Annotated in this window: 25 protein-coding genes; 18 read left to right on the top strand and 7 right to left on the bottom strand. The window is 62.0% G+C overall.

Annotated elements, in window-relative coordinates:
- The first annotated feature begins 14 nt into the window (after nt 1–14).
- From PMI21_RS21560 to PMI21_RS21635, 16 genes are all read left to right on the top strand, one after another.
- On the top strand, nt 15–686 hold the full coding sequence (locus PMI21_RS21560) for a GntR family transcriptional regulator (RefSeq protein ID WP_007935506.1): 672 nt from the start codon (nt 15–17) through the stop codon (nt 684–686).
- A 114-nt stretch (nt 687–800) separates the two neighbouring features.
- The gene (locus tag PMI21_RS21565) at nt 801–1,733 is read left to right on the top strand and encodes a 4-hydroxyproline epimerase (RefSeq protein ID WP_007935505.1); all 933 of its coding nucleotides are present in this window, start codon (nt 801–803) and stop codon (nt 1,731–1,733) included.
- Nucleotides 1,730–2,845: an NAD(P)/FAD-dependent oxidoreductase gene (locus tag PMI21_RS21570; protein ID WP_007935504.1), complete on the top strand. Its 1,116-nt coding sequence runs from the start codon at nt 1,730–1,732 to the stop codon at nt 2,843–2,845. Before PMI21_RS21565 ends, PMI21_RS21570 begins: the two co-directional genes overlap by 4 nt.
- Nucleotides 2,838–3,074 carry a (2Fe-2S)-binding protein gene (locus PMI21_RS21575; protein ID WP_007935503.1) on the top strand — a complete coding sequence of 79 codons (237 nt, stop codon included), beginning with the start codon at nt 2,838–2,840 and terminating at the stop codon, nt 3,072–3,074. Before PMI21_RS21570 ends, PMI21_RS21575 begins: the two co-directional genes overlap by 8 nt.
- On the top strand, nt 3,071–4,324 hold the full coding sequence (locus PMI21_RS21580) for an NAD(P)/FAD-dependent oxidoreductase (RefSeq protein WP_033063856.1): 1,254 nt from the start codon (nt 3,071–3,073) through the stop codon (nt 4,322–4,324). Before PMI21_RS21575 ends, PMI21_RS21580 begins: the two co-directional genes overlap by 4 nt.
- Before the next feature lie 71 nt (nt 4,325–4,395).
- Entirely contained in the window at nt 4,396–5,145 is a 750-nt protein-coding gene (locus tag PMI21_RS21585) for an AraC family transcriptional regulator (RefSeq protein ID WP_033063855.1), read from the top strand.
- A 358-nt stretch (nt 5,146–5,503) separates the two neighbouring features.
- Nucleotides 5,504–5,863, top strand: coding sequence for a DUF6124 family protein (locus PMI21_RS21590; protein ID WP_007935498.1), 360 nt, complete (start codon nt 5,504–5,506; stop codon nt 5,861–5,863).
- Between the two features lie 368 nt (nt 5,864–6,231).
- Nucleotides 6,232–7,050: an ABC transporter substrate-binding protein gene (locus PMI21_RS21595; protein ID WP_007935497.1), complete on the top strand. Its 819-nt coding sequence runs from the start codon at nt 6,232–6,234 to the stop codon at nt 7,048–7,050.
- A 10-nt stretch (nt 7,051–7,060) separates the two neighbouring features.
- Entirely contained in the window at nt 7,061–8,839 is a 1,779-nt protein-coding gene (lhpI, locus tag PMI21_RS21600; protein WP_007935496.1) for a cis-3-hydroxy-L-proline dehydratase, read from the top strand.
- Nucleotides 8,832–9,497 carry an amino acid ABC transporter permease gene (locus PMI21_RS21605; protein ID WP_007935495.1) on the top strand — a complete coding sequence of 222 codons (666 nt, stop codon included), beginning with the start codon at nt 8,832–8,834 and terminating at the stop codon, nt 9,495–9,497. Before lhpI ends, PMI21_RS21605 begins: the two co-directional genes overlap by 8 nt.
- Nucleotides 9,498–9,507: 10 nt before the next feature.
- Nucleotides 9,508–10,158 carry an amino acid ABC transporter permease gene (locus tag PMI21_RS21610; RefSeq protein WP_007935494.1) on the top strand — a complete coding sequence of 217 codons (651 nt, stop codon included), beginning with the start codon at nt 9,508–9,510 and terminating at the stop codon, nt 10,156–10,158.
- The gene (locus tag PMI21_RS21615) at nt 10,151–10,873 is read left to right on the top strand and encodes an amino acid ABC transporter ATP-binding protein (RefSeq protein WP_007935493.1); all 723 of its coding nucleotides are present in this window, start codon (nt 10,151–10,153) and stop codon (nt 10,871–10,873) included. The genes PMI21_RS21610 and PMI21_RS21615 overlap by 8 nt, the downstream gene beginning before the upstream one ends.
- Nucleotides 10,874–10,898: 25 nt before the next feature.
- On the top strand, nt 10,899–11,927 hold the full coding sequence (locus tag PMI21_RS21620) for a trans-3-hydroxy-L-proline dehydratase (protein ID WP_007935492.1): 1,029 nt from the start codon (nt 10,899–10,901) through the stop codon (nt 11,925–11,927).
- Between the two features lie 115 nt (nt 11,928–12,042).
- Nucleotides 12,043–12,960 (top strand): dihydrodipicolinate synthase family protein, encoded by a 918-nt coding sequence (locus PMI21_RS21625; protein ID WP_007935491.1) that lies wholly within the window; start codon nt 12,043–12,045, stop codon nt 12,958–12,960.
- A 71-nt stretch (nt 12,961–13,031) separates the two neighbouring features.
- Nucleotides 13,032–14,429 (top strand): fosfomycin efflux MFS transporter AbaF, encoded by a 1,398-nt coding sequence (abaF, locus tag PMI21_RS21630; protein WP_007935490.1) that lies wholly within the window; start codon nt 13,032–13,034, stop codon nt 14,427–14,429.
- 85 nt (nt 14,430–14,514) lie between these two features.
- Entirely contained in the window at nt 14,515–16,095 is a 1,581-nt protein-coding gene (locus PMI21_RS21635) for an aldehyde dehydrogenase (NADP(+)) (RefSeq protein WP_007935489.1), read from the top strand.
- 293 nt (nt 16,096–16,388) lie between these two features.
- Here PMI21_RS21635 and PMI21_RS21640 read toward each other — a convergent pair whose 3' ends face one another.
- The gene (locus tag PMI21_RS21640) at nt 16,389–17,396 is read right to left on the bottom strand and encodes an Ldh family oxidoreductase (RefSeq protein WP_007935487.1); all 1,008 of its coding nucleotides are present in this window, start codon (nt 17,394–17,396) and stop codon (nt 16,389–16,391) included.
- A 253-nt stretch (nt 17,397–17,649) separates the two neighbouring features.
- On the opposite strand from PMI21_RS21640, the gene PMI21_RS21645 reads away from it, so the two are divergent.
- Together PMI21_RS21645 and PMI21_RS21650 are read left to right on the top strand one after the other, a co-directional pair.
- The gene (locus PMI21_RS21645) at nt 17,650–18,102 is read left to right on the top strand and encodes an Ohr family peroxiredoxin (protein WP_007935485.1); all 453 of its coding nucleotides are present in this window, start codon (nt 17,650–17,652) and stop codon (nt 18,100–18,102) included.
- Nucleotides 18,103–18,250: 148 nt separating this feature from the next.
- Nucleotides 18,251–18,712: a MarR family winged helix-turn-helix transcriptional regulator gene (locus PMI21_RS21650; protein WP_007935483.1), complete on the top strand. Its 462-nt coding sequence runs from the start codon at nt 18,251–18,253 to the stop codon at nt 18,710–18,712.
- A gap of 108 nt (nt 18,713–18,820) precedes the next feature.
- Here the strand turns inward: PMI21_RS21650 and PMI21_RS21655 are convergent, their stop codons facing one another.
- From PMI21_RS21655 to PMI21_RS21680, 6 genes are all read right to left on the bottom strand, one after another.
- Nucleotides 18,821–19,654, bottom strand: coding sequence for an ABC transporter substrate-binding protein (locus PMI21_RS21655; RefSeq protein ID WP_007935481.1), 834 nt, complete (start codon nt 19,652–19,654; stop codon nt 18,821–18,823).
- Nucleotides 19,655–19,710: 56 nt separating this feature from the next.
- Nucleotides 19,711–20,439: an amino acid ABC transporter ATP-binding protein gene (locus tag PMI21_RS21660; protein ID WP_177318277.1), complete on the bottom strand. Its 729-nt coding sequence runs from the start codon at nt 20,437–20,439 to the stop codon at nt 19,711–19,713.
- 23 nt (nt 20,440–20,462) lie between these two features.
- Nucleotides 20,463–21,206 carry an amino acid ABC transporter permease gene (locus PMI21_RS21665; protein WP_007935477.1) on the bottom strand — a complete coding sequence of 248 codons (744 nt, stop codon included), beginning with the start codon at nt 21,204–21,206 and terminating at the stop codon, nt 20,463–20,465.
- A gap of 6 nt (nt 21,207–21,212) precedes the next feature.
- Complete coding sequence (locus PMI21_RS21670; RefSeq protein ID WP_007935475.1) at nt 21,213–21,914, bottom strand: amino acid ABC transporter permease; 702 nt, start codon at nt 21,912–21,914, stop codon at nt 21,213–21,215.
- A gap of 117 nt (nt 21,915–22,031) precedes the next feature.
- Nucleotides 22,032–22,784, bottom strand: a complete 753-nt coding sequence (locus tag PMI21_RS21675) for an SDR family oxidoreductase (RefSeq protein ID WP_007935474.1) — start codon at nt 22,782–22,784, stop codon at nt 22,032–22,034.
- Between the two features lie 132 nt (nt 22,785–22,916).
- The gene (locus PMI21_RS21680) at nt 22,917–23,684 is read right to left on the bottom strand and encodes a LamB/YcsF family protein (protein ID WP_007935471.1); all 768 of its coding nucleotides are present in this window, start codon (nt 23,682–23,684) and stop codon (nt 22,917–22,919) included.
- Nucleotides 23,685–23,730: the final 46 nt, after the last annotated feature.

The raw sequence follows: 23,730 nt of genomic DNA, 5'->3' as shown, positions 1-23,730 counted from the left end.
AAACGATCGCCGCCGTGAACCTACCCAAACTCAACGCTCCCGACCTTGGCAATACGCCGTCGACCTCGGAAATCATCACCCGTCATCTGCGCGACGCCATCGTCGCCGGGCATTTCGCCGAAGATGAGCCGATTCGCCAGGACGACATTGCCCGCCAGTTCAACGTCAGCAAGATTCCGGTGCGCGAGGCCCTCAAGCGGCTGGAAGCCGAAGGGTTGGTGATGTTCCAGCGCAATCGCGGGGCGATGGTCACGCGGGTTTCCGATGCCGAGCTGGCGCAGATGTTCGAAGTGCGCATGTTGCTGGAGGACAAAATACTGCGCCTGGCCATTCCCAACATGACCGAAGAAACCTTCGCCCGTGCCGAGCGCATCTGTCAGGAATTCATCGGTGAGGACGACGTGGGCCGCTGGGCCGAGCTCAATTGGGAGCTGCACGCCTGCCTGTACGAACCAGCGCAACGGCCGTTTCTGGTCAGCCTGATTCGTTCGGTCAACGACAAGCTGGAGCGCTACCTGCGCATGCAGATGAGCCTGTCGGCCGGCAAGGAACGGGCCGATCACGAACACCGTGAGATCCTCGCGGCCTGTCGTGCCGGCGATGTGGAGCTGGCGGTGAAGCTGCTGGACGAACACATTGCCGGGGTCTGCAAGACCCTGTTCGAACACCTGCCCCACGCCCACTGACGGCTCAGGATGCTGTGCCGATTTCGTCATCGGCACAGGATAAATCCATCAAGCCGGCACCCCGCCGCACAGGCCACTCTTGCGTTCACTCATCTGAACGGACGTGGCCCTCCCATGAAACGCATCACCGTGATCGACTCCCACACCGGCGGCGAACCGACCCGCCTGGTGACCGCCGGTTTTCCTGACCTGGGCACCGGCAGCATGGCTGAACGGCGCAAGCGGCTGGCCGACCATCACGATCAATGGCGCGCGGCCTGTGTGCTGGAACCACGAGGCAGCGACGTGCTGGTGGGTGCCTTGCTCTGCACACCGGTAGACTCGAGCGCCTGTGCCGGGGTGATTTTCTTCAACAACAGCGGTTACCTGGGCATGTGCGGCCACGGCACCATCGGCCTGGTGGCGTCGTTGGCGCATCTGGGCAAGATCGGCCCCGGCGTGCACCGCATCGAAACGCCAGTGGGGACGGTGCAGGCGACCCTGCACGAAGACCATTCGGTGAGCGTGCGCAATGTGCCGGCCTACCGTTACCGCAAGGCGCTGGTGTTGCAGGTGCCGGGCATCGGCCAGGTGGTCGGCGATATCGCCTGGGGCGGCAACTGGTTTTTCCTGATTGCCGAGCATGGCCTGAGGGTCGCCGGCGACAACCTCGACGCGCTGACCGCTTATACCTACGCGGTGCAACAAGCGCTGGAGGCCCAGGGCATTCGTGGCGAAGATGGCGGGCTGATCGACCATATCGAACTGTTCGCCGATGACGATCAAGCCGACAGCCGCAACTTTGTCCTATGCCCCGGCAAAGCCTATGACCGCTCACCGTGCGGCACCGGCACCAGTGCCAAACTGGCCTGCCTGGCCGCCGACGACAAGTTGCAACCGGGGCAGATCTGGCGTCAGGCCAGTGTCATCGGCAGCGAGTTCGAAGGCTCTTATGAATGGCAAGGCGAGCGCATCGTGCCGACCATTCGTGGCCGTGCCTTTATCAGCGCCGAGGCCAGTTTGATCATCGAACAGGATGACCCGTTCGCCTGGGGCATTCGTCCATGAACGAGGGCCTGGTGGCCGATGTGATCGTGATCGGCGCCGGCATCATCGGCGCCGCCTGCGCCCAGGCGTTGGCCCGGCGTGGCTTGCAGGTGCTGGTGCTGGACGCCGGCCTGCACGGCGCGACGGCGGCGGGCATGGGCCACTTGCTGGTGCTCGACGACAACCCGGCCGAACTGGCCCTGAGTCAATATTCCCTGCAACGCTGGCGCGAACTGGCGCCGGACCTGCCCGACGGCTGCGCTTACCGCAACAACGGCACACTGTGGCTGGCGGCCAACGCAGAAGAGATGGCGGTCGCCCACAGCAAATACCTGAACCTGAAAGCCCAGGGCGTGGCGTGCGAACTGGTCAGCGCCAGTGCCTTGCGCCAGCGTGAGCCGGAACTGCGCGCGGATCTGGAAGGCGGCTTGCTGATCAATGGCGACGGCATTCTGTATGCGCCGGCAACGGCCCGCTGGATGCTCGATACGCCGAATATCCGTCAGCACCGGGCGCGGGTCAGCGCGGTCGATGGTCACCGCGTTTGCCTCGATGACGGTCAGTGGTTGCGGGCCGAAGCGGTGGTGTTGGCCAACGGCATTCAGGCCAGCGAACTGTGCCCGGAATTGCCCATCGAGCCGAAAAAAGGCCACCTGCTGATTACCGACCGCTACCCCGGCACCGTCACCCACACCCTGGTGGAACTGGGTTACGTCACCAGCGCCCACAACGCCACGGGGCCATCCACCGCCTGCAATATTCAGCCGCGCCCGACCGGGCAATTGTTCATCGGTGCCTCGCGGCAATTCGGTACTACCGACCCACAGGTTGAAGGCTGGATGCTGGCGAAAATGCTCAAGCGCGCCGCCGAATACATGCCAGGCCTGGCCCGGCTCAACGGCATCCGCGCCTGGACCGGCTTTCGCGCCGCCAGCCCCGACGGCCTGCCGCTGGTGGGTCAGCACCCACAGCACCAGGGCTTGTGGCTGGCGGTCGGGCACGAAGGGTTGGGCGTCACCACCGCCCCCGGCACCGCCGATTTGCTGGTGGCGCAGCTGTTCAACGAAACCCCGCCACTGGCCGCGCAACCCTATCTGCCCCAGCGTTTCCTCGGAGAACCCGCCTATGCCTGAATTACTGCTGGACGGCCGCGCCTTGAAGGTGGCCGAGGGCACCAGCGTCGCCGCTGCCTTGGCGTTGGGCAGCGACGGATGCACGCGCACTTCGGTCAATGGCCAGCGCCGCGCACCGCTGTGCGGCATGGGCATTTGCCAGGAATGCCGGGTGACCATCGATGGCCGGCGACGCCTGGCCTGCCAGACTCTGTGCCGCGACGGCATGCAGGTGCAGACATGCCCATGAACGAATACGCCGATCTGCTGATCATCGGCGCCGGCCCCGCCGGGATGGCCGCTGCCCTTGCCGCCGCGCCCAGTGGCGCACGCATCGTCATGCTCGACGACAATCCGCTACCGGGCGGGCAAATCTGGCGTGACGGCCCTCAAGCCAACGTGCCCGATCAGGCCCGTCGCCTGCGTGAGCGTTTGCAGGCGTGCAGCAACATCCGCCGTCACGCCTGCACCCGAGTGATCGCCAGTCCCGGTCCGAAACAGCTGTTGGTCGAAAATGACGATGCCGGTTGGCTGATCAGTTACGACAAGCTGATTCTGTGCACCGGCGCCCGCGAGTTGCTGCTGCCCTTCCCCGGCTGGACGTTGCCTGGCGTGACCGGAGCCGGTGGCTTGCAGGCGCTGATCAAGGCGGGCCTGCCGGTGCAGGGTGAACGCGTGGTGATCGCCGGCAGCGGCCCGCTGTTACTGGCCAGTGCCGCCACCGCGAAAAAACACGGCGCGCAGGTCCAGCGCATCGCCGAACAAGCCTCGCGCACCGCCGTCGCCGGTTTCGCCGCGCAACTGCCCCGCTGGCCTGGCAAATGGTTGCAATCGTTCAGCCTGTTCGACCGCCATTACCGCACCGCGACGCATGTGCTGGCCGCCCTTGGCACTGATCGGCTGGAAGGTGTGCGCCTGCAACAGCAGGGCAAAATCGTCGAACTGGAATGTGATCGGCTGGCCTGCGGTTTCGGCTTGATCCCGAACATTCAATTGGGCCAGGCACTGGGTTACGCCATCGAGGGTCAGGCGTTGGCCGTGGATACCTGGCAGGCCAGTCGTGCCGACCATTTTGCGGCGGGTGAATGCACCGGGTTTGGTGGCAGTGAATTGGCGTTGGTCGAAGGCGCAATTGCTGGGCACGCGGCGGTCGGTGACCTTGAAGCGGCGCGCCAGTTATGGCCACGCCGGGCACGCTGGCAGGGTTTCGCCAAGGCGCTGAATCAGGCCTTCGCCCTCGACCCGCAACTCAAATCCCTGGCCCGCCCCGACACCCTGGTCTGCCGCTGCGAAGACGTGCCCTACGCCGCATTGGCCGGGCACACCGACTGGCGCGAAGCCAAGCTGGCCAGTCGCTGCGGCATGGGCGCCTGTCAGGGCCGGGTGTGTGGCGGCGCGGTGCAGCACCTGTTTGGCTGGCAACCTTCAGCGCCCCGCCCGCCCTTCAGCCCGGCCCGAATCGAGACCTTGATGTGCCTGGACGACACCCCGCCGGCCTGATTCCCCCTCGGGGGTTTCGGCCGCGCTGTCGAGCTACTATGATCCCGGGGTCGCCACCAGACCCCAGCGCCATGTACCCCTCGCTCAGCACCTTCAAACCCTGCGACCTGCCAACGCTGCTGAACAGCCTGCAGCCGATTGCGCCGCTGCTCGATACCCTGGCGGACGTGGTGTTTTTCATCAAGGATCGCGAAGCTCGCTACGCCTTCGTCAACCAGACCCTGGCCCGGCGTTGCGGTTTCAAACATCGCGAAGAGCTACTGGGGCGCACCGCTGAAATGGTCTTCCCGGAACGCTTCGGCCCGCTGTACACCGAACAGGATCGGCGGGTGCTGTCCAGCGGCCGCGAACTGGCCGACCAACTGGAACTGCACCTGTATTACGGCAACCAGCCGATCTGGTGCCTGACCCACAAACTCGCCTTGAAGGATGAACAGGGTCACATCGTGGGCCTGGCCGGGATCTCCCGCGACCTGCAATCGCCGCAGTCCAATCACCCCGCGTTCCAGAAACTCGCCGCCGTGGACGCGCACATCCGCAGCCACTTCGCCCGCCCCATCAGCCTTGCCGAACTGACCGCCATCGCCGGTTATTCCGTGGCGCAACTGGAGCGTCACTGCAAACGGGTCTTCCAGCTCACGCCACGGCAGATGATCAACAAGGCGCGCCTGGAAGAAGGTTCGCGGTTGTTGCTGCACACCGACCTGCCGATCACCGAGATCGCCCTGCGTTGTGGTTACACCGACCACAGTGCGTTCAGCCGACAGTTTCGTGCGTTGACCGGCCTGTCACCGAGTCAGTATCGCGATACTCAGCGCTAAGGATCGTTCCCACGCCCTGCGTAGGAACGATCAACAGGTGATGTTTAAACGACACTTCCAGAAACTCACCCAGGCTACACATCCTTGCGCCTCTGCCTACGACTACGCCAGAATCCGCCGGCTAGTGCGCCTGTGGCCCGGGCTATATCGTTTCCCTGTCGCTGAAAAACAGTGATCGGGTTTGGTAGCCCGCCGTCCACATGTCGCATAGCAGCACCTTTATGGTGGCCATGCGTAGGGTGCCCTCGGGCACGCCGGTTTTTCCATGTGGGCCGGTCTACCAACCTTCGTATGGCCACCACCTCTTCGTTTGGTAGCGAGGGTGATGGCTCCTCTAATCACATATGGAGTTCCATCTATGTTCAAACCAACGCCAAATCCTCCGGAAACCGACGACGTTTCCCCCTACGAATCCCTCGATTCCAAAAAGCTCCACGAAGCCGCCGACCGCGCCCTCGACCACTACCTCAAACCACCCACCCCCAAAGCCACCAAGCGCAAACCCAGCACCATTTACCATGTGGGTGAGAAGGTCGATAACGAAACCCTGCTGGTCAACGCCTGCGAATCCCTGGCGTCAGCGAGCGTGATGCTCAGTGAGTTCGCCGGGTTGATGGACATGCCCCATCGCAACATGATGTTGGGGATTCAATCGGTGGTCATGCTCGGGGAGCTGGCCGTCAACCGGGTACTGGATAACCTCGATCCACAAGGCTAGCGAGGATGATCGTTCCCACGCTCCGCGTGGGAATGCCTCAACGGACGCTCCGCGTTCGGCTCTGGAAGGGACGCGGAGCGACCCGGGCTACATTCCCACGCGGAGCGTGGGAACGATCAGCGCGCCTACGCCTGCCGATGTTCCTTAAAGGGGCGCCCCGCACATCCATTGCTCCCATCTGTAACACCCGCCATCGCGGACCTCGCCCCTCGCGACATCCCGCTGACGCACCGCAACACCTCTACTCCAAGGCCTGCCAACAAATTCACGCCTCTGCCTGGAAACGGGCACGTTGATTGCTATATTTAATATCGTATACGAAATCCCCAATACGATATCCAACAGCACTTCACACCAACGAGGCCTCTATGAAAAACCCCGCATTTGCCGTAGCCCTCAGCGCTGTTCTCAGTACCTCCTTTATCGCCACCGCCCAGGCCGACAAGCTCGACGACATCATCGGTTCGGGCAAGCTGCGCTGCGCCGTAACCCTGGACTTCCCGCCCATGGGTTTCCGCGATGCCGGTAACAACCCGGCCGGTTTCGACGTGGACTACTGCCGTGACCTGGCGAAAATCCTCGGGGTCGAGGCCGAAGTGGTCGAGACGCCGTTCCCGGATCGCATTCCGGCGCTGGTCTCCGGGCGGGCCGATGTGATCGTCGCCTCCACCTCCGACACCCTCGAACGGGCCAAGACCGTCGGCCTGACGGTGCCCTACTTCGCTTTCCAGATGGTGGTGCTGACCCGCGACGACACCGGCATCAACAGCTTCGATGACCTCAAGGGCAAACCCGTGGGCAACACCAGCGGCACCTATGAAGCCATCGCCCTGGAGAAAGACGTGAAGAGCTGGGGCACTGGCACCTTCCGCGCCTATCAGTCACAGAACGACACCCTGCTGGCGGTCGCCCAGGGTCATATCGACGCCACCGTAGTCACCAACACCGTGGCCGCCGCCACCCTCAAATCGGGCAAATACAAAAACCTGAAAGTCGCCGGCAACGCGCCGTACGTGATCGACTACGTCTCCCTCGGCGCCAAGCGTAACGAGTATGGCCTGCTCAATTACCTCAACCTGTTCGTCAACCAACAGGTGCGCACCGGTCGTTACAAGGAGTTGTTCGTCAAATGGGTCGGTACTGAAATCCCGCCGACCAACCTGACCGTGCCCCAGGTCTACTACTGAGGTGTCCGGCATGCCTAGGCCCACTTCTCTGACCGGCCGCAGCCTGGTCGCGGGCGCCGCCCAGGGTGACCTGCTGTTCGCCGATATCGGGTTGAGCTTCTGGGGCGGGGTCGATCCGTTTAGCGGCGAGATCATTGACCGTCACCACCCCCTCAGCGGCGAATACCTGGCCGGCCGCGTGCTGGCCATTCCCAGCGGTCGCGGCTCGTGCACCGGCAGTAGCGTGTTGATGGAACTGATCAGCAACGGTCACGCACCGGCCGCACTGGTGCTGGCCGAACCCGATGAGATCCTGACCCTGGGCGTGCTGGTGGCGCAGACGATTTTCGAGCGGTCCCTGCCGGTGCTGTGCATCGGCCGGGAGGCCTTCGCCGCATTGCGCGGCAAGGCCTTCGCTCGGGTCGACGGCGCCTCGGTAACCGTGTTCGAACACCTGCCGGGCGATGCCTGGCAGGCACTCGACAGCGCGTTGCAAACACAAGATTCAAGCGCATCGATCGAACTCACCGAACACGACCGAGCGCTGCTCGACGGCCAGCAGGGCAAGGCGGCGCAAGTGGCCATGCAGATCGTCCTGCGCATGGCCGAATTGCAAGGTGCTCGCCGTCTGGTGGATGTCACCCAGGCGCACATCGACGGCTGCATCTACACCGGACCTGCGAGCCTGCGCTTTGCCGAACAACTGGTGCAATGGGGAGCAAAAGTGCGGGTGCCCACCACCCTCAATTCGATTTCCGTGGACCAGCGTCGCTGGCGCGAATTGGGCATCGACCCGGCGCTCGGCGAACCAGCCAGTGCCTTGGGCGATGCCTACATGGCGATGGGCGCACAGCTGAGTTTCACCTGCGCACCCTACCTGCTCGACAGCGCGCCGAAAGCGGGCGAGCAGATCGTCTGGGCCGAATCCAACGCGGTGGTCTACGCCAACAGCGTGCTGGGTGCACGCACCCTGAAGTACCCGGACTACCTGGATATCTGCATCGCCCTGACCGGCCGCGCCCCGTTGATCGGCTGCCACCTGGACGCGCAACGCAAGGCCCGATTGCAGGTCGAGGTGCCCGCCCTGGGTGAACTGGACGACGCCTTCTACCCGCTGCTCGGTTACCACATCGGCGCGCTGGCGGGCAGCCGGATTCCACTGGTGCGCGGGTTGGAAAACCGCAAGCCGAGCCTGGACGACCTCAAGGCGTTCGGCGCAGCGTTTGCCACCACCTCCGCCGCCCCTTTGTTCCATATCGCCGGTATCACCCCGGAGGCCCTCGACCCGGAACAGGTGCTGGAGACGGGTGTGTCCATACCCGTGGAAACAATCCGACTCAAAGACCTATTGGTCAGCTGGCGTGAGCTCAACAGTGCCCGCGACAGCCGGGTGGATGTGGTCTCGCTGGGCAACCCGCATTTCTCTCTCAGCGAGTTCGCTCATCTTGCGCGGTTGTGCCTTGGTCGGCACAAACACCCTGACGTGGTCCTCGCCATTACCTGCGGCCGCGCCGTGCTGGAGCAGGCTCGCGAAGCCGGGCATATCGCCGTGATCGAAGCCTTCGGCGCGACTCTGGTCACCGATACCTGCTGGTGCATGCTCGGCGAACCGGTGATCCCGCCGGGCGCAAAAACCTTGATGACCAACTCCGGCAAATACGCCCATTACGCACCCGGCCTGGTGGGCCGCAAAGTGCATTTCGCCAGCCTCGCCGAATGCGTCGACACCGCTTGCAGTGCCACGGCCAGCGGTCGTCTGCCGGCCTGGCTGCAAACCGCCGCCCCTCTGGAGACTCTCGCGCATGTTTGATTACACCTTCCAATGGCGCGCCACCCTGCGCGCCCTGCCGGACATGCTCGCCGGCGCCTGGGTCACCTTTGAGACCGCCGCGCTGTCGATGATCTTCGGCGTGTTGATCGCCCTGGCCCTGACGGTGCTGCGCGAAACCAAAAACCCGTTGCTGCGCGGCATTGGCAACGGCTGGGTATCGATCGCGCGCAACACCCCGTCGCTGTTCCAGATCTACGTCCTCTACTTCGGCCTCGGCTCGCTGGGCCTGCATGTCAGCTCGTGGTTCGCCCTGCTCGCCGGGATCACCTTCAACAATGCCGGGTATCTGGCGGAGAACTTTCGCGGCGGCCTCAAGGCGGTACCCGACACCCAAGTGCGCGCCGCACGTTCGCTGGGCATGAGTGCCTTCCAGGCCTACCGCATGATCATCGTCCCGCAGCTGTTGCGGATCGTTTTCTACCCGCTGACCAATCAGATGGTCTGGGCGGTGCTGATGACGTCGCTGGGGGTGATCGTCGGGCTGAACAATGACCTGACCGGCGTGACCCAGGACTACAACGTCAAAACGTTCCGCACCTTCGAATACTTCGCCATCGCCGCCGCGCTGTATTACCTGATTGCCAAGGCGATTGTCGCGTCGGCCCGGCTGATGGCCTGGCGGTTGTTCCGTTACTGAGGGCTTGACCATGTTTTCCACCAGTTTTTCCTGGAATGACCTGCTGTTCCTGCTCGATGGCGCCTGGGTCACCCTGCAACTGACGTTCTGGTCGATCATCCTCGGCTCCGTCGCCGGGCTGTTGTTTGGCCTGCTGCGGGCACTGTTGCCACGCGCCAGCCTGCCCCTGGCCTGGGTACTGGACGTGTTTCGCAGCGTGCCGCTGCTGATTCAGTTCGTGCTGTTCAACTCGCTCAAAAGCATCGTCGGTTTGAACATCAGTGCCTTCAGCGTCGGCTGCATTGTGCTGGGGGTCTACACCGCCGCGTACTTCACCGAGATCGTGCGCAGCGGCGTGCTGTCGGTGCCGTTCACCCTGCGACGGGCCAGTCGTTCGCTGGGCCTGAGTTTTTTGCAGGACCTGCGCTGGATCGTCCTGCCGATGGCCACGCGAGTGGCCTTCCCCGGCTGGCTGAACCTGGTGCTCGGGGTGATGAAAGACACCGCGCTGGTGATGTGGATCGGCATCGTCGAACTGCTGCGCGCCTCGCAAACCATCGTCACCCGCATTCAGGAACCGTTGTTGGTGCTATGCGTCGCGGGCCTTATCTATTACGTCATGAGCCTGGTGGTTGCACGCCTGGGCGCTCGTCTGGAAAGAAGGTGGCAAGAAAATGATTGAGATCGACAACGTACATAAATCCTTCGGCGATCTGGCCGTGGTCAAGGGTGTCAGCCTGACGGTGGACAAGGGCGAAGTGGTGTCGATCATCGGCGGCTCGGGCTCCGGCAAATCGACGCTGCTGATGTGCATCAACGGCCTGGAACCGATCCAGAAAGGCAACATCCGCGTCGACGGCGTCGAGGTTCATCACAGCGCCACCGACCTCAACCGCCTGCGGCAGAAAATCGGCATCGTGTTCCAGCAATGGAATGCCTTCCCGCACCTGACCGTGCTGGAAAACGTGATGCTGGCACCGCGTAAGGTCTTGGGTAAAAGCAAGGCTGAAGCCGAGGCTCTGGCAGTGCAGCAACTCACCCACGTAGGCCTTGGCGACAAGCTCAAGACCTTCCCCGGCAAGTTGTCCGGAGGCCAGCAACAACGCATGGCCATCGCCCGCGCCCTGGCCATGTCGCCGGACTACATGCTGTTCGACGAAGCCACCTCGGCCCTCGACCCGCAATTGGTCGGCGAGGTGCTGGACACCATGCGCATGCTCGCCGAAGACGGCATGACCATGGTGCTGGTGACCCACGAAATCCGCTTTGCCCGCGATGTGTCCGACCGCGTGGCGTTCTTTCGCAATGGCCTGGTGCATGAGATCGGCTCGCCGGATCAGGTGATTGGCAACCCGATACATGCAGAAACCGCGGCGTTTCTGAAATCAGTGAAATAACGACAGGCGATAAAAGGAGTAAGCCATGCGTTCATCGAAAGTCATTCATGTGGTCAGCTGCCACGCCGAAGGCGAAGTCGGCGATGTGATCGTCGGCGGCGTCGCCCCACCGCCCGGCGCCACCGTGTGGGAACAGTCACGCTGGATTGCCAAGGATGAAAACCTGCGCAATTTCGTCCTCAACGAACCTCGCGGCGGCGTATTCCGCCACGTCAACCTGCTGGTGCCGGCCAAGGATCCTCGGGCGCAAATGGCCTGGATCATCATGGAACCGGCGGACACACCACCAATGTCCGGCTCCAACTCGCTGTGCGTCGCCACGGTGCTGCTCGACAGCGGCATTCTGCCGATGACCGAACCGCAAACCCGGCTGGTACTCGAAGCGCCCGGCGGCTTGATCGAGGCCGTGGCCGACTGCCGTGACGGCAAGGTCGAACGGGTGGAAATCAAGAACGTGCCCTCCTTCGCTGATCGCCTCGACGCCTGGATCGAAGTCGAAGGCCTCGGCTCGTTGCAGGTCGACACCGCGTACGGCGGCGACAGTTTTGTCATCGCCGACGCCAAACGCCTGGGCTTTGCCATCCGCCCTGACGACGCGGCTGAACTGGTCGAGGTCGGGTTGAAAATCACCCGCGCGGCCAATGAGCAGCTGGGCTTCGTCCATCCGCTGAACCCCGAGTGGTCACATATTTCCTTCTGCCAGATTGCCGCGCCCATCGTCGTTGAAAACGGCATCGCCACCGGGGCCAACGCGGTGGTGATTCAACCCGGCAAGATCGACCGCTCACCCACCGGCACCGGCTGCTCGGCGCGCATGGCGGTGTTGCAGGCCAAGGGATTGATGCAGGTCGGCGAGCGCTTTATCGGCCGTTCGATCCTCGGTTCCGAATTCCATTGCCGCATCGATTCGATGACCGAAGTGGCTGGCCGCCCGGCGATCTACCCGTGCATTTCCGGCCGGGCCTGGATCACCGGCACCCACCAATTGCTGCTCGACCCGAGCGACCCGTGGCCACAGGGCTATCGCCTGTCAGATACCTGGCCCGGTGCCTGAAACGCCCCCAGACCAACGGCTACCAAAAACCCCTGATTGATTGAAAAAACCACTGGCCGAGCATCGGCATTTAAAATATCGTATACGAAATACAATAAACGAACCGGAGGCAACAATGAGCAAACGCATTAACTGGAGTGGCGTCTTCCCCGCGGTGACCACTCAATTCAACGATGACTTTTCCATCAACCTGGAAAAAACCCATCAGGTGATTTCCAACGTGATCCGTGACGGCGTATCGGGCCTGGTGGTGTGTGGTTCGGTGGGGGAAAACACCTCATTGACCGCCGAAGAAAAAATCGCCGTGACCGAAGTCGCGGTCGACGCCTCTCGCGGTCGCGTGCCGGTGATTTGCGGTGTGGCCGAATTCACCAGCGTGCAAGCGGCCAAGGTGGCCAACGCGGTACGCAGGGTCGGCGTCGACGGCGTGATGCTGATGCCGGCGCTGGTCTACGGTTCCAAGCCGTTCGAGACCGCCGAGCACTACCGCTACGTGGCGAAGAACGCCGACGTACCGCTGATGGTTTACAACAACCCGCCGATCTACAAAAACGACGTCACCCCGGACATCCTGATTTCCCTGGCCGACTGCGACAACGTGGTGTGCTTCAAGGATTCCTCCGGCGATACCCGCCGTTTCATCGACGTGCGCAATGAAGTCGGCGACCGTTTCGTGCTGTTCGCAGGTCTCGACGACGTGGTGCTGGAAAGCATCGCGGTGGGTGCCGAAGGCTGGGTCTCGGGTATGTCGAACGTGTTCCCGAAAGAAGGCGAAACTATCTTCCGCCTGGCCAAGGCCGGTCGCTTTGCCGAAGCCATGCCGATCTACGAATGGCTGATGCCGATCCTGCACCTCGATGCCCGTGCCGACCTGGTGCAGTGCATCAAGCTCTGCGAAGCCATCGCCGGTCGCGGCAGCGCCCTGACCCGTCCGCCACGCCTGGCACTGCCAGAAGCTGATCGGGTGTTCGTCGAGCAGATCATGGCCAAGGCCCTGGCCAACCGTCCGCAACTGCCGGACGTCGGTCTCTGAGTGATTGCCGGGCGGATCCTTGCGGGTCCCGCCCGGCTACCTGTTTTTGCGCCTCTACAGGAAACGCCAGCATGTCCAACCCTCACAGCACGACCAGCGCAACCACACCCTCGGGACTCAAACGCGTGGTGGCCGCCGCCATGGCCGGCACCGTCGCCGAGTGGTATGAATTCTTTCTCTATGGCACCGCCTCGGCATTGGTCTTCGGCCAGCTGTTCTTCCGCCAGACCGACAGCCCGATCGACGGCATCATCGCCGCCTTCGCCCTGTACGCAGTGGGCTTTCTCGCCCGTCCGTTGGGCGGTCTGGTGTTCGGTCATTACGGTGACAAATTCGGTCGCAAGCGCCTGCTGCAACTGAGCCTGGTGGCGGTCGGCATCACCACGTTTCTGATGGGCTGCCTGCCCGGCTTCGACAGCATTGGCTATGCCGCGCCGGTGTTGTTGGTGCTGCTGCGGCTGATCCAGGGCTTTGCCTTCGGGGGCGAATGGGGCGGCGCGATTCTGCTGGTGTCCGAACACTGCCCGGACAATCGCCGAGGCTTCTGGGCCAGTTGGCCGCAAGCCGGGGTGCCGGCCGGTAACCTGGTGGCCACCGTCGCCCTGCTGCTGTTGTCGTCGAACCTGTCGGAACAACAATTCCTCGCCTGGGGCTGGCGCGTGGCGTTCTGGTTCTCGGCGGTGGTGGTGTTGATCGGCTACTGGATTCGCACCAGCGTCGATGACGCGCCGATTTTCAAGGAGGCCCAGGTACGGCAAGCGCAGACCAAGCAGCAACAGCTGGGTGTGGTGGAAGTGCTGCGTCATCACTGGCGCGCAGTGCTGGTGGGGATCGGCGCGCGGTTTGCCGAGAACATCCTCTATTACACCGTGGTCACCTTTTCGATCACCTACCTGAAGCTGGTGGTGCACAAGGACACCTCAGAGATTCTGTTTCTGATGTTCGGCGCACACTTGCTGCACTTTTTCCTGATCCCGTTGATGGGCTATCTGTCGGATATCGTGGGGCGCAAACCGGTGTACCTGATCGGCGCGGTGCTCACTGCGTTCTGGGGGTTTGTCGGCTTCCCGATGATGGACACCGGCAACAACTGGCTGATCATCGGCGCCATCACCCTGGGCCTGGCCATCGAGTCGATGACCTATGCACCCTACTCGGCGCTGATGGCCGAAATGTTCCCCACTCACGTGCGCTACACCGCCCTTTCACTGTGCTACCAGGTGGCGCCGATCTTCGCCGGTTCCCTCGCGCCACTGATCGCCATCACTCTGCTCAACAAGTACCACAGCTCGACACCGATCGCCTGGTACCTGGTGGGCGCCGCGTTGATCTCCATCGTGGCTGTCGGCCTGACCCGGGAAACCCGTGGCAAGTCGTTGCACCAGGTGGATGCCGAATCCGCTGCGCGTATTGCTGCCCTGGATAACACAGTGCCGGCCGCTGCGCGTCGGGGTGATTCGTTGGCCTGAACCCAATACTTGTAGGAGCGGGCAAGTCGGATCGCCGCACCGCTCGCTCCTACAAGGGACTCACCATTTCTGACAGGAGTTTTTTATGCCCGAGATCCTCGGCCACAACTATATCGGCGGTGCCCGAAGCGCCGCTGGCCACATCGCGATGCAAAGCCATGACGCCCATACCGGCGAAGCACTGCCCTACTCGTTCATGCAAGCCACCGTTGAAGAAGTACACGCCGCAGCCCAAGCTGCCGCTGCCGCTTACCCGACCTTTCGCAATCTGCCGGCGACGCGCCGTGCAGAATTTCTCGAGGCCATCGCCGCGCAACTGGATGCCCTGGATGACGAATTCGTCGCCCTGGTCACCCGCGAAACCGCCCTGCCGACCGCACGCATCCAGGGCGAACGCAGCCGTACCAGTGGCCAGATGCGCCTGTTCGCTCAGGTGCTGCGTCGGGGCGATTTCTATGGTGCGCGCATCGACCGCGCCTTGCCCGAACGTCAGCCACTGCCACGGGTCGACTTGCGCCAATACCGGATCGGCGTCGGTCCGGTGGCCGTGTTCGGCGCCAGCAATTTCCCCTTGGCCTTTTCCACCGCCGGCGGCGATACCGCTGCCGCTCTGGCCGCCGGTTGCCCGGTGGTGTTCAAGGCCCACAGCGGACACATGGCGACCGCCGAGCACGTGGCCGATGCAATCATCCGCGCCGCCGAGCAAACCGACATGCCTAAAGGCGTGTTCAACATGATCTACGGCGCGGGCGTCGGTGAAGTGCTGGTCAAGCATCCGGCGATCCAGGCCGTCGGTTTCACCGGCTCGCTGAAAGGCGGTCGCGCCCTGTGTGACATGGCCGCCGCACGGCCACAACCGATTCCGGTATTCGCCGAAATGAGCAGCATCAACCCGGTGCTCGTATTGCCTGAAGCCCTGCGCGCCCGTGGCGAGAAAATCGCCGGTGAACTGGTGGCGTCGGTGGTTCAGGGGTGCGGTCAGTTCTGTACTAATCCGGGGTTGGTGATCGGTATTGGCTCACCGCAATTCAGCGCGTTCACCGCGAGGCTCAGTGCCTTGATGGCCGAACAACCGGCGCAAACCATGCTCAACGCCGGCACCCTCGCCAGCTACGAAAAAGGCGTGCAAGCCTTGCTCGACCACCCAGGCATAACCCACCTGGCGGGCCAGGACCAACACGGCAATCAAGCGCGGCCGCAACTGTTCAAGGCCGACGTCAGCCTGTTGCTCAAGGGTGATCCGCTGTTGCAGGAAGAAGTGTTCGGCCCGACCACCCTCGTCGTCGAAGTGGCCGACAAGGCGCAGCTGCAACAGGCACTGCACAGCCTGCACGGGCAACTCACCATCACCCTGATCGGCGACGCGCAGGACCTGCACGAACATGCAGATCTGCTGGTGCTGCTGGAACAAAAGGCCGGCCGGGTGCTGTTCAATGGCTACCCCACCGGCGTTGAAGTGTGCGATGCGATGGTGCATGGCGGTCCTTACCCTGCGACCTCCGACGCCCGTGGGACGTCGGTCGGCAGCCTGGCCATCGAGCGTTTCCTGCGCCCGGTGTGCTACCAGAACTGCCCGGACGCCTTGCTGCCCGACGCCCTGAAAAACGCCAACCCGCTGGGCATTGCCCGCCTGGTCGATGGCACGAGCCACTGCGAACCGGTTTAACAAAACGACCTACTGTGGGAGCGCAATGCTGTTCACTTACGCCGTAATGCGAGATCTGTAGCAGCTGTCGAGCCTGCGAGGCTGCGTTCGGCTGCGCAGCAGTCGTAAAATCAGCCATTGCGGTGTATCAGGTACACCATGGCTACCGGACTCACGACTGCTGCGCAGCCGAACGCAGCCTCGCAGGCTCGACAGCTGCTACGGTCGAACGCAGCCTTCGGCAGCTGCTACAAGGAATGCGTCGCGGCTGAAATTGCTTAAGTGAACAGCATTGCCTGTGGGCATGCGGGTTATCAGGTCAGCAACGCTTTCAGATCGTTGTACAGCGCCTCGGGAATCTGCACGCCTTCCACCAGACTACATGCCCGCGCCGCATAACGCCGTTGCGACGGCAAGCGCGCACCCTGCCCTTCAATCCCCTGAAACAACACTTCGGCCCGGGCCAAATGTTCCTCAGTGGCTTCCCCCAGAAAACGCCGTGGGTCCAGTGCGATGATCAACTCGCCATGGTACGGCGACGACTTGCTGCCCGCGTCATAAGCCAGCGACTCGGCGCTGGTCAGGTCTCCGATCAACGGACCGGCAATCAACTCCACCATCGCCGCCAGCGCCGAGCCTTTGTGCCCACCAAACGTCAGCATCGCGCCGCTGTCGAGCACGACATTGGCATCGGTGCTCGGCCGCCCCTCAGCGTCCACTCCCCAGCCCTCGGGAATCGACTTGCCGGCACGCCGATGCAACTCGATATCGCCACGGGCAATCGCACTGGTGGCGAAGTCGAACACAAACGGATCCTGCCCCGCGCGCGGCCAGCCAAAGGCTATGGGATTGGTGCCGAACACCGGCACCCGTCCCCCGGCTGGTGCCACCCAAGCATGGCTGGGATTACACGCCAGTGCCACCAACCCGGCGGCGGTCAACTGCTCGATCTCCACCCACAGCGCCGAGAAATGCACACAACGATTGATCGCCAGCGCCGCAATCCCGTTGGTCCGGGTTTTCTCCTCCAGTAACGGCAGACCCGCCTGGAACGCCAATTGCGAGAAACCACCACCGGCATCTACCCGCACAATCGACGGCGCCTGGTCGATCACACGTGGCTCGGCATCGGCCGACACCTTGCCGGCCCGCAGGGAGTTCACGCAGCCCAGAATCCGGTACAAACCGTGGGAGGCACAGCCATCGCGCTCGCCGGCGATCACCGTCGCCGCCACTGCTTGCGCATGGGCCAGATTGAAACCGTTGTGCAGCAAGATCGATTCGGCCAGCTCGCGAGCTTCGGCCAGGGACAGTCGGATCATGATCAACTCCTTGGACAGACCGCCCAGACTGGCCCAGTCCAAGGCTCACGGCTTGATCGCTTTAGGTCGGGTTGATGACGAATTCGGCATATCGCTGAAACGGTCGACGGCGTGTTGCCCGGCCACTCGTCGGGCGGTGCAACGCGATCGATTGACATCGATGGGTGCCTGGGGCAATTATTATTACATCGCATACGATATAAACGTATACGATACACAAATCACACTTTTCAAAACGTTGAGGATCCACCCCATGAGCAAGATCGAAAAAGTCCTGATGACCGGCAAAACTCACACCACCGCTAGCGCCGCTGGCAACTCTTCACGTGGTCATAACGGCAGCCTCGACATTACGCTGTCGTCGCCTGGAAGCGCGAAGCCAGCGCACGTGTTCACCGCTATTCAGCCACACCCGACTGCTGAGCAATTGTTCGCCGGTGCATGGTCGGCCTGTTACACCGCCGCCGTCGGGCTGGTGGCCAATGACATGAACGTGGTGCTGCCGTCTGATCTGTCCGTCGACATCGAAGTCGATCTGGGCCAGACCGGTGCGGCCTACTTCCTTCAGGCTCGATTGACGCTCCGCGTGCCGGGTCTGGCGCACGACGTTGCGACGACACTGGCGCACACCGCCGATCAAATTTGTCCGTACTCGAAAGCGACGCGCGGCAACATCGACGTGGCCCTGAACGTCCTCACGGTTTGACGCACCGCGATTGGCTTTTTTTTTCCTTATATACATCGCATGCGCTTTAAGCGCATGCGAATAACAAAGCCAAACCCATTCCGATAAAATCGTATACGAGGTATATTTTGCCTTTGCGAGCCTTCAACTCTGGCCAACGAGGAAGCACATGAAACGCACCGACAAGGCGGTCCCCGCTGATCTGAAGCTCTCCGACTTCCTGTGTTTTGCGGTCTATTCCACAAACCTGGCCTTCGGCAAGGCCTACAAGCCGATACTCGAGCAACTGGGGCTCACCTATACGCAATACATCACCATCGTTGCGCTATGGGAGGAAGACCACCAAACCGTAGGCAGCCTGGGCGAGAAACTGTTTCTCGAATCGAACACGCTCACACCGATCCTGAAGAAACTGGAAGCGATGGGCTATCTGCAGAGGCAGCGTGATCCCGAGGACGAGCGGCAGGTGCGGATCAGCCTGACGAAGAGCGGTCGACAGCTGCGCGAAGACCGTCCCGAAATGGGCCTTTCCCACGCAACTGGCCTGACACCGGACGAGTTCACACAGTTGCAGAACGCGATCGTGAAACTGCGCAGCAATCTCATCAAATCGACGAAAGCCGAGGAGTGAGCGTCTGCTGATCGTTTCTTTCGCACCGTCCGCACACATGAAAAAGCCCGACGCTGGAACACTCGCCGGGCTTTTTCCATCATTGCCCGGCAATGACGGTGTATCGGTTCAAGGCAAAGGGTCGAACTTCAAGCTGCTGAGGCTCTGCACTTTGTCCACGCGAACCATTTTGTACTCGGTGTTCGGGCCGATCCAGCGATCCCAGATCGCGTCGATCTCGCCGGCTTTTTCCATGGTCGCCAATGACTCGTTGACCTTGGCGAGGAACGCCGGCTCATCCCTGCGCATGCCCGCGCCAATTGGCTCGAGCGCCATCGGCTCCTTGGCGAGCGCCAATTCGACACCGCTGGCCTTGGCCTGATTGACCAGTTTCAGGGCGGTCATGGTGTTGGTCACCAGGCCCACGACCTTGTTCTGCTGCAAGGCCATGTAGGCCGAACCGGTGTCCTGGAACGTCACCGGCGTGGCCCCGGCAATGCGGATCGACTGCTCGGAGGTCGAGCCTTTGGTGGAGCTGATGCGTTTGTCCTTGAAGTAGCTTTTCGGCTGATCGGCGTGGGCCGCGCGCACCACCAGTGTCTCCTTGGCGATGTAGTACGGATCGCTGAACTGGATCTGTTCAGCCCGGGTTTTGGTGTAGGCCAGGTTGGCGAAGATCACGTCGACGCGGCCCATTTTCACTTCAGGAATCCGTGCTTCGACAGACAGCGGCTTGAGCTCCAATGCGACGCCCATGGTCTTGGCCAGGGCCTTGCACAGGTCGACGTCCATGCCCACCAGCTCACGGGTTTTCGGGTCCGGGGCGGAAAACGGCGGCACGTCGGCGTACACACCGCAGCTCAACGACTTCTTGGCCATGATGTCGCTCAATTGATCGGCCTGCGCTACCGCAACAGCCAGAGGACCTAACGCCAGCGTGACAAACAGATGCTTCATACGCATGGAAAAACTCCTGGGATTGGAAAGTCGGATGGCAGAGGGAGCAAAATCACTGCGGCTCAATGGGCGCGCAGATCGGCGATAAAGCGTTGTGCCCGCGGGTGCGAGGGCTGATTGAAAAAGCTCTCGGGCGTGCTCTTTTCCAGAATCTGACCCGCGTCCATGAACCAGATGGTGTCGGCGACTTCACGGGCGAAATTCATCTCGTGGGTCACACACATCATGGTCATTCCATCCTTGGCCAAACTCTTCATGACGTTCAGCACTTCACCGACCATTTCCGGGTCGAGGGCACTGGTCGGTTCGTCGAACAGCATCACTGGCGGCTCCATCGCCAGCGCCCGGGCAATCGCCACCCGCTGCTGCTGACCGCCGGACAACTGCGCCGGATACGCACCGGCCTTGTGTGCCAGGCCTACCCGATCAAGCAACTGCATGGCTTGTTGCTTCGCCGCCGAGCCTTTCAGGCTGCGGATTTTGGTCGGTGCCAACGTGATGTTTTCCAGCACCGACAGGTGCGGAAAAAGATTGAAACTCTGGAACACGAAACCTACACGGCTGCGCAGCCGATTGATGTGAGCATCAGTGCCGTGCACGTCCTGGCCATCGAACAGGATCTGGCCTTTCTGGATGTCTTCCAGACGATTGACCGTGCGGATCAACGTCGACTTGCCGGACCCCGACGGGCCGCACAGCACCACCACTTCTCCGGGTTTCACCTCAGCAGTGATGTCGGTCAGCGCGTGGTACTCGCCGTACCATTTATTGATGTTCGAAAACATGATCATTGGATGCATGGACGCAACCCTCTTCAATTATCGATGGCCAGCAAGGGGTCGGCCGCCACGGCCTGACCGCCATTGCCCAGACGCTTGCGAGCGATACGGCGCTCCACCCAGCCGGCCAGATGGGTCAGGCCGAAACAGAGCAGGTAGTAAATGATCGCCAGGATGAAAAACACCTGGAACGGCTTGGTCAGCAGTTGGTTGTTGACCTGGTTGGCGGCGAAGGTAACTTCCTGGACGTTGATCACATAACCCAGGGAGGTTTCCTTGATGATCGAGATGAACTGGCTGATCAGGCTGGGCAGCGCGTTGTACAACGCTTGCGGCAAGATCACCCAGATCGTCGTGCGCAGGTAACCAAGGCCCAGTGCCCGGGATGCTTCGTACTGCCCCGCCGGCAGTGCCTGAATGCCGCCGCGAATGATTTCGCACAGGTAGGCACTCTGGTAGATCACCAACGTGCAGAGCATGGTCACGAACCCGGTGATGTTATGGCCGATCAGCAACGGCACCAGGAAGTAGGTCCAGAAGATCACCATCAGCAGCGGGATGCCTCGCAGCACATACACCCAGACCGTGGCAGCCCAGCGCAGTCCGGTCCATGGCGAAACCCGCGCCAACGCCAGCAGCAAGCCGAAAGGGAATGCCAGCAACAGCGCCAGTGCCGCCAGAATCAACGTACTCGCCAACCCGCCCAAAGGGCCATGCGGGTACTGGCCGATCAGAAACAAGGTCCAGTTTTGCTGCACAATCGAAAAGATATCGAACATCGTCGTCTACCTCGCCAGCGCTTTGTTGAAGCGTCGCGCCAACAGCGCGCCGAGCCCCATCAACAGCAGGGAAAAGACCAGGTAGAACACCGTGGCAACCAGGTAAGACTCGAACGTGCGAAAGGTGTAGTTCTCGACTTCGCGGGTGGCGTAAGTCAGCTCCACCACGCCGATGGCCATGGCCAGGCTGGTGTTCTTGAACAACAGCACGGTGTGGTTGATCAAGGACGGCAGGCAGTTGCGTACGCCTTGCGGCAAGATCACGTAACGCATCGAGCGCACATAACCCAACCCGAGCGCCCTGGACGCTTCGGTCTGTCCGGCCGGAATGGCGCGCAGGCCACTGCGGATGTCTTCACAGAAATACGCCGCCTGACACAGCCCCAGGGCAATCACCGAGAACAGGTATTCAGTGCTGTAGTTCGCCAGCCACAGTTGCGTGGACTCGCTGAGCAAGGTCGGCACACCGAAATACCAGAGCATCAATTGCACCAGTGTCGGCACGTTGCGGTGGTAAGACACGTAGCCGGCCACCAGTCGGTCGGCATACTTGTTGCCGGTCAGGCGTACGGTTACCAGCAACAGCGCCAGGGCCATTGCCAGCAGCCAGGCGAACAGCGCCAGCTGTAGAGTTATTTCGATGCCCTTGACGATCAGCTCGGCATATTCGCCTTGCAGAACCGCGGCCAAATCGAAGTCATGCTTCATGGTCAATCCCCATCGGCATTGGGATAAGGGCAGGGATAAGGCGCCAGGCACAGGCTTGGCGTGGGTACCGCGATGACGGATCAATCCGTTCTTCTGTAGCGTTTCGTGCGGGGGAACTCAGCCCTGGTAATCCTGCGGACGGGCGGTGGAAAGGCCGCCGGGCACTTGCAGGGTCGGGGTGATTTCCATGTGCCCGACGTTGACCGCAATCGGTGCGGCAATGGCAAACGCGATGGCGTCGGCGATGTCCTTGGCCTGAGGCAGTTCGAACCCTTCGACAAAGCGCTTGTAGGTCTCTTCGGAGTCACCGTGGACGTGGGCGAAGATGTCGGTGGCCACTCGGCCCGGACAAATCTCGGTGACCCGCACCCGCTTGCCGAAGGCATCGATGCGCAACTGTCGCGACAGCATGCTCACCGCCGCTTTGGTCGCGTGATAAGTCGAGTTGCCGCCGAAGTTGTACGCCGCGGCAATCGAACTGATGTTGATGATGTGGCCGCAATCGCGCTCGACCATCCCCGGCAACGCCAGACGCGCCAGGTGCAATACCGCACGCAGGTTGACGTCAATCAGCAAGTCGATGCCTTCGGCGTCGGCCTTGAGAATCGAGCCTGGTTTGTCGACACCGGCGTTGTTCACCAGAATGTCGAACGGCTGGGTTTCGAACAGACGCGTCAGCCCGGCCAGGTCGGTGACATCGATGGCGTGAGCGATACAGCCGGTTTTAGCGGCCAGTTCTTGCAGCTTGTCGGCGCTGCGGGCCAAGGCATGCACCTGCACGCCTTCCTGACAGAGACGCTCGACGACTGCGGCGCCAATCCCGGAAGAAGCGCCGGTCACCAGCGCGGTTTTGTAATCTGAAAATGGCATGAAGCTGTCCTCGTATTACGTGTGCGGATCACTCGGGTGATCGCAATGGCTTCGACTCTATCCAGCCCTGAAGCGCTGGACCAAGACGGAATGACTGTGTGGCAATAAGCCCTGCTTATGACCGTGCGGCCGTTACGCCAACAGCTGCGAAATCGGCGTGATACAGCCGCCGGCCAACTCGATTTCACGACGGATCGTCCGTGCCAGTTCCACTGCACCGGGCGTGTCGCCGTGCAACAGGATCGAGTGCGCCGGCACCGCAATGCGCTTGCCATTGAGACTGGTCACCGTGCCCTCCTCCAGCAACTGCCGAACCCGCTGCAGCACGGCGGCCGGTTCCTTGATGACCGAGCCTGGAACCTTGCGCGGCACCAGCAGGCAGTCATCGTCGTAGGCGCGGTCAGCGAGAAACGTCGTGGCGACCCGCAGTCCGCATTTTTCAGCAGCGTTTTCGATGGCGCGACTGCTCGACGAGCTGATGATCAGCGTCGGATCGAACGCCGCCACCGCACACACCAATGGCCCAGCCAGTGCCGCGTCGGCTGCGACCATGTTGCCCAGCGCGCCGTGAAAGCTCATGTGGGTCATGCGGTGGCCATTGACCGCCGCCATCCCTGCCAGCGCGCCGAGCTGATAGACCACATAAGTCGCCAGTTCCTTGAGCTCGATGTTCATCTGCCGCCGACCGAACCCCATCAAGTCGGGGAAGCCCACATGAGCACCCAGATCGATGCCACCGGCCTTGGCCAGGCGCACGGTGTTGTCCATGATCAGCGGATCACCGGCATGGAAACCGCACGCCACGTTCGCCGAGGAGATCAGGCTCATCAACGCCTCATCCTCGCCCATGCGCCACGGACCGAAGCCCTCACCCAGATCAGCGTTCAAATCAATTTTCATCACCTATCCCCTCATCCGTTTCCAACGCCCGTAGCAGCTGCCGAGC

The organism is Pseudomonas sp. GM18 (assembly GCF_000282195.1).
Taxonomy (GTDB): domain Bacteria; phylum Pseudomonadota; class Gammaproteobacteria; order Pseudomonadales; family Pseudomonadaceae; genus Aquipseudomonas.
Note: the sequence above shows the minus strand (reverse complement) of the source record. Positions and strands in the feature narration are given on the sequence as shown.